Origin of the sequence: Streptomyces sp. SID13666, assembly GCF_010548325.1 — a bacterium.
Lineage (GTDB): Bacteria > Actinomycetota > Actinomycetes > Streptomycetales > Streptomycetaceae > Actinacidiphila > Actinacidiphila fildesensis.
Map to the genome: position 1 here is coordinate 90,053 of NZ_JAAGLX010000034.1, position 8,194 is coordinate 98,246.

General features: G+C 73.3%; 7 protein-coding genes. 3 read left to right on the forward strand and 4 right to left on the reverse strand.

Translation table 11 applies throughout. From position 1 onward, the window contains the following. Positions 1 to 41: 41 nt before the first annotated feature. The 4 genes from G3I60_RS32210 to G3I60_RS32225 form a co-directional block, all read right to left on the reverse strand. On the reverse strand, positions 42 to 2,447 hold the full coding sequence (locus G3I60_RS32210) for a DUF3488 and transglutaminase-like domain-containing protein (RefSeq protein ID WP_164608073.1): 2,406 nt from the start codon (positions 2,445 to 2,447) through the stop codon (positions 42 to 44). After that, a complete protein-coding gene (locus G3I60_RS32215) occupies positions 2,444 to 3,850 on the reverse strand; it encodes a DUF58 domain-containing protein (RefSeq protein ID WP_138356150.1) in 1,407 nt (468 codons plus the stop codon). The genes G3I60_RS32210 and G3I60_RS32215 overlap by 4 nt, the downstream gene beginning before the upstream one ends. Then, positions 3,850 to 4,896, reverse strand: coding sequence for a MoxR family ATPase (locus G3I60_RS32220; RefSeq protein ID WP_244809135.1), 1,047 nt, complete (start codon positions 4,894 to 4,896; stop codon positions 3,850 to 3,852). Before G3I60_RS32220 ends, G3I60_RS32215 begins: the two co-directional genes overlap by 1 nt. Before the next feature lie 147 nt (positions 4,897 to 5,043). Then, the gene (locus G3I60_RS32225) at positions 5,044 to 5,595 is read right to left on the reverse strand and encodes a carbonic anhydrase (protein ID WP_138356149.1); all 552 of its coding nucleotides are present in this window, start codon (positions 5,593 to 5,595) and stop codon (positions 5,044 to 5,046) included. A gap of 298 nt (positions 5,596 to 5,893) precedes the next feature. Between G3I60_RS32225 and mraZ the strand changes: the two genes are divergently transcribed. The 3 genes from mraZ (at position 5,894) to G3I60_RS32240 (ending at position 8,023) form a co-directional block, all read left to right on the forward strand. Continuing rightward, entirely contained in the window at positions 5,894 to 6,325 is a 432-nt protein-coding gene (gene mraZ / locus G3I60_RS32230) for a division/cell wall cluster transcriptional repressor MraZ (protein WP_138356148.1), read from the forward strand. A gap of 175 nt (positions 6,326 to 6,500) precedes the next feature. Beyond that, complete coding sequence (gene rsmH / locus G3I60_RS32235) at positions 6,501 to 7,550, forward strand: 16S rRNA (cytosine(1402)-N(4))-methyltransferase RsmH (protein WP_164296273.1); 1,050 nt, start codon at positions 6,501 to 6,503, stop codon at positions 7,548 to 7,550. Continuing rightward, entirely contained in the window at positions 7,547 to 8,023 is a 477-nt protein-coding gene (locus tag G3I60_RS32240; RefSeq protein WP_164296275.1) for a hypothetical protein, read from the forward strand. The genes rsmH and G3I60_RS32240 overlap by 4 nt, the downstream gene beginning before the upstream one ends. The last annotated feature ends 171 nt before the right edge of the window (positions 8,024 to 8,194 follow it).

Sequence of the window (8,194 nt, forward strand, 5' to 3'; positions counted from 1 at the left end):
CCCCGGTAGGCCCGGACGCCCGGTACGCCGCGCTGCCGCGCCTAGGACGCCTGCCGTGACGGCCGCCGGACCGCGTCCGCGGCCCGCCGGACGGCCGCCGACCAGCGCCGCGTCGCCACCGACCACTGCTCCGACAGCCGCCAGATCACCCGTGCGGCCGAACGTGGCAGGAGAACCGCGCGCAGCCGTCCGCGCCGCCCGGCCGTCCGGTGCAGCCCGGCCCGTACCTGGTGCACATCCGCCGCCAGCCCGGCCACCGGCCGCGGCCTGGGCGAGTACAGCACCTGCTCCACGGCGGCCGCGACCTGTCCGGCGGCCAGCGCCGCCGCCTCGTCGAGCTCGCCCTCCCGCACCAGCCGGGCGGTGGCCCGGCGCGGTGTCTCGGAGTCGTCGGGCAGGATCCCGTAGTCCCACGCGGTGTCGACGAGCTCCCGCCAGGCCGCGAGCGTCCTGGCACCGTCCGCCTGGCCGTGGCCGACGCCGAGCCGCCGGGACCGCTCACGGCGGCGCCACAGCAGCGGCAGCAGGGGCGCACCGACCACCACCAGCGCCAGCAGGGCGATGCCCGCCAGCCGGCCGGCGCTGATCCCGGTGTCGGTCGGTCCGCTGCCCGTGTCCTGGCCGACCGGGGTGCAGTCGCCCAGCGCCTTGTCCTTGACCGAGCAGCTCGCCGAGGCCGAGGCGCCGACGCTCGGTGCCGCCGATTTGCCGGGCTCCGGGACGACTGGGCCGCCGCCGGGGTTCGACGGCTGGTCCACCGTGTAGCTGGGGGCGGTGCCGCGGGACGGGGTGGGCTCGAAGCGGGTCCAGCCGACGCCCTCGAAGTACAGCTCGGGCCAGGCGTGCGCGTCCTGGAGTCCCACCGAGACGCTGCCGTCGGACCGGGGCCCGTTGCCCGGCGCGAAGCCGACCGCGACGCGGGCCGGGATGTGCAGGGTGCGGGCCATCGCCGCCATGGTGAAGGCGAAGTGGACGCAGAACCCCTGCTTGTCCCGGAGGAAGTTGGCGATCGCGTCGACCCCGGTGCCCGAGCGGACCTGCGTGCTGTACCGGAAGTCCCCGGAGTGGAAGTACTTCTGCAGGGCCACGGCCTGCTCGTAAGGGTTCGCCGCACCGCGCGTCACCTCCAGCGCGGTCCTGCTGACCACCTCCGGCAGGGTGTCCGGGACCTGGGTGTACTCCTGCTTGAAGGTGGCCGCCGGATCGGGTGCCGTGGCGAGCTGCGCCGCCGTCGGCTGCACCAGCAGGCTGGTGACCTTGTACTTCACGCCCTTGGTCGTCTGCTTGCGGTCACCGACGACCGTGCGCCCCTCCTTGTCGAACCGCCAGCGGCCGTCGACCTTCAGCTTTTCGACGGGGTAGGGGAGCGGCAGCCAGCTCTGCGCGTAGTTCCCGTCGGCGGCGAGCGAGGTGACGACCTCGGTCGTCTTCACCTCGGGGCCCAGCCCGGCCGGGACCGGGAACACCTCGGGGATCTCGGTCACCGGGCGCTCGGAGGAACGCCACTGCGTGCCGTCGAACTTGTCGAGCGCGACGATGCGCAGATACATGTCCGTCGTGCTGGGCGCGTTCGTGCGATACGACAGGACCTCGCGGTTGGTCGGCTGGTTGAGGCTGTCCTGCAGCGCCACCACCGGGTTGACCGACGAGGAGTTGGCACCGCCGAAGCCGGGTCCCGTGCCGGTGCCCGACGGGTCGAGCAGCCCGCTGCCCAGCGAGGGCAGCACGGCGGGGGCGATCAGCGCGATGCCCAGCGCCATCGCCCCGATCCGGCGGCCGGTGCGGACCGGTGCCACGACCGAGCCCTCGGACCGGGTCCCCGAAGCGCCGGCCCAGCCGGTGGACGGCGGACCGCCGCCGAAGACCCGGCCCCAGCGCGACAGCCGGTCCCGGCCCTCGGCGAGGAGCAGCAGCAGATAGCCGGCCGCCGCGATCAGGAACCACAGCCAGCGGCTGCCGCTGCCGGCCAGACCGGAGGCGACGGAGTACAGCGCGAGCAGCGGCAGCCCGGCCGGGGCGGCGCTGCCGTACGTCACCGCCATCGCGTCCACGGCCAGCGCGATCACCAGCACACCGGCGACCAGTAGCAGCCGGATGCCCGGGGTCACCGGGGCGGGGATGGCGAATTGGCTGACGTCCCGCAGTCCGTCACCGAGCCGGTCGCCGAGCCCCACGAACGCCTTGGGGCCGGGCAGGATGCCGCCGACCGCCTGCTTCGAGACGAACATCATGGTCAGTATCAGCAGGCTGACCAGGGCCTGCGCCAGCACGGTCAGCGGCCTGGCCAGTGGTACTCGCCGGGCCAGCGCGCCGACGCAGGACTGGAGCGTGACGAGGAAGGCCGCCTGCAGGATCCAGCCGGTCGGGGTGGCCAGCGGCAGCAGGGAGCAGGCCGCCATGATCGACGCCGCCGCGGCGCAGACCGTCAGCCGTGCGCGTCCGCTCATGAGCTCGCTCCCGCCTCTTCACGCGAGCGGTACCGGTCCGCCAGCTGCCACAGCGAGGGCAGTCCCTCGCCCGGTGGCACCGGCAGTACCGTCCAGCCGGCCTCGCGCAGCATCCGCACGGCCCGCCGGGCACCGGTGTCCGCGGCCGTGCCCGGACCGTCGCCGCCGTTCACGCCGGAGCCACCGGGGGAGCCGGAGGCCGCGGGGCCGCCGCCGGCCGCCGGTACTTCGGGGTACGGGTCCACGGCGTCGCGTGACGCCCATGCGGAACTGTCCAGGACGAACGCCACCGCGCCGCCGGCCCGCTGGCGCATCCGTCCGACGATCGTCGCCTGCTCCTCGTCCAGGTCCCCCAGGAAGGCCACCAGCAGCCCCTCGCTGCCGACCCGCAGCACGTCGTGCGCCCGGGAGAATCCGCCGCCGTCCGAGTGCTCGACCACCGCGAGGGTGTCGAGCAGCACTCCTGCGGTGTCGGAGGAGTCGCCGCCGAAACCGCCCTCGGGGCCCGGGACGCTGCTGCCGGTGTCGGTCAGCAGCCGCACCGAGTAGCCGCGCTCCAGCATGTGCGTCGAGACCGAGGCCGCTCCGGACACCGCCCATTCGAAGGCGGAGTCGGGTCCGGCGCCGTAGAAGGCGAGCCGCCGGGTGTCCACCAGCACGGTGCAGCGGGCCTTGTGCGGCTGCTCCTCGCGGCGCACCATCAGCTCGCCGTACTTCGCGGTGGAGCGCCAGTGCACCCGCCGCAGGTCGTCGCCGTGCCGGTAGCCGCGCGGGATAGCGTCGTCCTCGCCGGCCAGCGACAGCGAGCGGGTGCGGCTGTCGCCGTAGCCGGACGCCTCGCCCGCGAGCCGGACCGCGGGCAGCGGCTCCACCCGGGGCACCACGGTCAGGGTGTCGAAGGCGCTGAACGACCGGGTCAGCTCGCACATGCCGAAGGGGTCCGTCAGCCGCAGCTGCAGCGGCCCCAGCGGATAGCGCCCGCGCAGATCGGAGCGGACCCGGTAGGACACCTCGCGGTGGCCGCCCGGCTCCACCCGGTCCAGCACGAAGCGCGGCCGCGGCCCGAGCACGTACGGCACCCGGTCCTGCAGCATCAGCAGTCCGGTGGGGATGCGCGAGACGTTGTCGACCCGCAGGTGCACCCGCGCCTCGGACATCGCGGGCACCCGCGACGGCGCGAGCCGCCGGCTGCCCGCCACCCGGTAGCGCGTGCGGTACAGGACCGCGACGCAGACCAGCGGCAGCACCGCCAGCAGCAGCCCGACCCGCAGCAGGTCCGGCTGCCCCAGCACGTAGGCGCAGATGGCCGCCGCGACCCCGGCCGCGAAGAAGGACCGTCCGCGCGTGGTCAGCCCCGACAACGCCGTACGGAAACCTCCCGCGGCCTGCGGGTCGGTGGACATCACAAGCCCCGGACGCCGGGCGGCTGGGCGCTCTGCGCCTGCCGCCATTGCGCTGCGGACGCCGCCGTGGCCGGGGAGGCGGACGGGTCGGGGACCGGTGTGCGCTGCAGGATCTCCGCGACGACCTGCTCGGGCGTCCGCCGGTTCAGCTGCGCCTGCGCGGTCGGCAGCAACCGGTGCGCCAGTACCGCGGGGGCGAGCGTCTGCACGTCGTCCGGCAGGACGAAGTCCCGGCCGTCCAGCGCCGCCGAGGCGCGGGCCGCCCGCACCAGGTGCAGGGTCGCGCGCGGCGAGGCGCCGAGCCGCAGGTCCGGGTGGTGCCGGGTGGCACCGACCAGGGCGACGGCGTAGCGCCGCACGGGGTCCGACACATGCACCGTGCGCACCGCTTCGATCAGCTTCACGATCTCGTGGGCGTGCGCCACCGGCTGCAGATCGTCCAGCGGCGGCGTACCGCCGTGCACGTCGAGCATCTGCAGTTCGGCCTCCGGGCTCGGGTAGCCGATCGACACCCGGGCCATGAAGCGGTCGCGCTGCGCCTCGGGCAGCGGATAGGTGCCCTCCATCTCCACCGGGTTCTGGGTGGCGATGACCATGAACGGGTTGGGCAGCTCGTACGTGGTGCCGTCGACGGTGACCTGCCGCTCCTCCATCGACTCCAGCAGCGCCGACTGGGTCTTCGGCGAGGCCCGGTTGATCTCGTCCCCGACCACGATCTGCGCGAAGATCGCCCCCGGCTTGAACTCGAAGTCCCGCCGCTGCTGGTCGAAGACGCTCACTCCGGTGATGTCGGAGGGCAGCAGGTCGGGCGTGAACTGGATACGCCGCACCGAGCAGTCGATGGACCGCGCGAGCGCCTTGGCCAGCATCGTCTTCCCGACCCCCGGCACATCCTCGATCAGGAGGTGCCCCTCTGCCAGCATCACGGTCAGCGAAAGCCGTACGACCTCGGGCTTGCCCTCGATCACGTTCTCCACGGACCGGCGCACCCGCTCCGCCGTCGTGGTCAGATCGCTGAGGCTGGCTCGCGCGTCATAGGTCGTCACCCGGTTCTCCTCGGCCTGTTCATTGGGGCGCGGCCAACCACGGACCGGCCCCTCCCCGAATGCGGTGCACCACGCGCCCTGACGGGCGAGGGGGTGCCGCACGTTGCATTGTTCCCTTGAACAGCGCCCCGCGTCACTCGCCTGCCGTTACTTGGCCGTGATTTCCCGCATCAGACCGGTGTGGACGTCGAACACAAAACCGCGTACATCGTCCGTGTGCGCCAGGAACGGGGACGTACGCACCCGCGCCATCGACTGGCGTACGTCCTGGTCGATGTCGGTGAACGCCTCGACCGACCAGGTCGGACGCTGGCCGACCTCGTGCTCCAGCTCGGTCCTGAAGTCCTCGGTGATGCTCTGCAGGCCGCAGCCCGTGTGGTGGATGAGGACCACCGAACGGGTGCCGAGAGCCCGCTGGCTGATGGTCAGCGAGCGGATGGTGTCGTCGGTGACGACACCGCCCGCGTTGCGGATGGTGTGGCAGTCGCCCAGGTCGAGGCCCAGTGCGGCGTGCAGGTCGAGGCGGGCGTCCATGCACGCGACGACGGCGACGCCCAGGACCGGCCGGGCATCCATGCCGGGGTCGTGGAAGGCGACGGCGTAGCGCTCGTTGGCGCCCACGAGCCGGTCGATGACGGAGGCGGATTCGGAGGCGGGCTCGGAGCCGGGTCCGGATGGCTGCGCTGCGGATATCGACATGTGACTGACGTTAGAGGGCGCGGACCCGTCCCACCTGCTGCAGGGGCGGGAAAAAGTCGGTCAATTGGCCGCTGTGTGAGGTAACCCACAGGCGTCGTGCCCCTCACCCCTGGGGGTGAGGCGCGCGGGCCGTTGATTGCGTTGACCGTGGGGCTTAGTGGAGTAAAGTGGCGCGAAATGGGGTCTCCCCGCCGCAGGTAGGGGCAGCTCCCGTTCTCGACAGGGGTCCCGGTCTCCCGACGGGGATCCCGTCCGGTTACCGACAGGGCCCCGGCGGGCCCGGCTGCGGGAGGTGTGGGTGTTCCTCGGAACGTACGCGCCGCGACTCGACGACAAGAGCCGCCTCGTCCTGCCCGCGAAATTCCGGGAGCAGCTCGCCCAGGGCCTGGTGATCACCAAGGGTCAGGAGCGCTGCCTGTACGTATGGCCGCTGCGCGGATTCCAGGCCGTCACCGAGGAACTGCGCCGGGCGCCCCTGACGTCCAAGCCCGCAAGGGACTACATGCGGGTGCTGTTCGCCGGAGCCACCGACGAGGTGCCCGACAAGCAGGGCCGGATCACCGTCCCGCAGCCGCTGCGGGAGTACGCCGGGCTGGACCGCGACTGTGCGGTCATCGGCGCCAACACCCGGGTCGAGGTGTGGTCCGCCCAGGCCTGGGACCGCTACCTGGCGGCGCAGGAAGACACCTTTTCGGCCCTGTCCGAGGAGGTTCCGACCGGATTACTGTGACCCCGGCCCCTACTCGCAGCGTCACCACGGTGTACGTATGGCTCGGCCTCCTCCCGCTCTCCGGCTCCACTGGCACTACTTCCCCGGCGCCAGAGGGCCACTTCCCTCCCGAGCGGGCGGGGACCAGGCCATATGTCGAAGCAGTCGAAGAAGTCGAAGAACCGAGAAGGGCCCCATGAGCGCCGTCCCCGCCCCGCAGTCCGAGCCGCATGGCGCCCCCGCGGACCCCGCCACCACCGAGCCCACCGGGTCCGGCGAGTCCGCCGAGGCCACCCCCGCGAAGCATGTGCCCGTGATGCTGCGCCGCTGCCTGGACCTGCTGGCTCCCGCGCTGGCCGCACCGGGCGCCGTGGTCGTGGACGCGACGCTGGGGCTCGGCGGCCACAGCGAGGCGCTGCTGACCACGTTCCCGTCGGCCCGGCTGGTCGCCATCGACCGCGACCCCGCCGCGCTCAAGCTCTCCGCCGAGCGGCTGGCGCCGTTCGGCGACCGGGCCACGCTGGTGCACGCGGTCTACGACGAGCTGGCGGACGTCCTCGCCCGGCTCGGCATCCCCAAGGTCCAGGGCGTGCTGTTCGATCTCGGCGTCTCCTCCATGCAGCTGGACGAGGCGGACCGCGGCTTCGCCTACGCGCAGGACGCCCCGCTCGACATGCGGATGGACCAGACGACCGGCATCAGCGCCGCCGAGGTGCTCAACACCTACCCGCCGGGCGACCTGGTGCGGATCCTGCGCACCTACGGCGAGGAGAAGTACGCCCGCAAGATCGTCGACGCGGTCGTCAAACAGCGTGTGAAGGAACCGTTCACCAACAGCGCGCGGCTGGTCGACCTCATCCGCGAGGTGCTCCCGCAGGCGGCCAAGCGCACCGGCGGCAACCCCGCCAAGCGCACCTTCCAGGCGCTGCGCATCGAGGTCAACGCCGAGCTCGCCGCGGTCGAGGGCGCGATCCCCGCGGCGATCGGCGCCCTCGCGGTCGGCGGCCGGATCGCCGTGCTGTCGTACCAGTCGCTGGAGGACCGCATCGTCAAGCAGGCGTTCGCGGCGGGCGCGGCCAACACCGCCCCGCCCGGCCTGCCCGTGGTGCCCGAGCAGTACCAGCCCCGGCTGAAGCTGCTCACCCGCGGCGCGGAACTGCCGACCGAGGAGGAGATCGCGGAGAACAAGCGCGCCACCCCGGCCCGGCTGCGGGGCGCGGAACGGATCCGCGAGGAGGCGCTGTGAGGGCGGCCCGGTCGGCCACGGCGGCCCGCGCGCCCTTCGTCCTGCTGGTGGTGGCGCTGCTGGCCGGCGGCCTCATCTCGCTGCTCCTGCTGAACGGGGCCGTCAACCAGGACTCCTTCGAGCTCAACCGGCTGCAGAAGGACACCACCACGTACACCGACGAGGAGCAGGCGCTCCAGCAGGACGTGGACCGGTACAAGGCGCCCGACGCGCTCGACCGCCGCGCCCGCGAGCTGGGCATGGTGCCCGGCGGCAACCCCGCCTTCCTGAACCCGGACGGCACCGTGCGCGGCGACCCCACCGAGGCCGAGGCCGCGCCGACCGCGGCACCCGTCCGCACCCAGGCGCCGCCCAGCACGGCCCCCACCACGAACGCCCCCGCCACGAACGGCACCCCCGCCACGAAGCCGTCCGGCGGCGCGCAATCGCCGACCCCCCACGGCTCCCAGACGTCCCAGACCACCGGCAGGTGACCTCGTGACCAGTCCCCGCATCCTGCGCACCGCTCCGGGGGACGGTGCGCATGAGTGAGCCGAGGCGCCCGCAGCGCGGGCGGCTGCCGGGCCCCGGCGGGCCGCGGAAGGCCGGGGCGCCGGGAGCGGCCGGACCGGGCTCGCAGCGGTCGCAGGACGCCAGGAGACCGG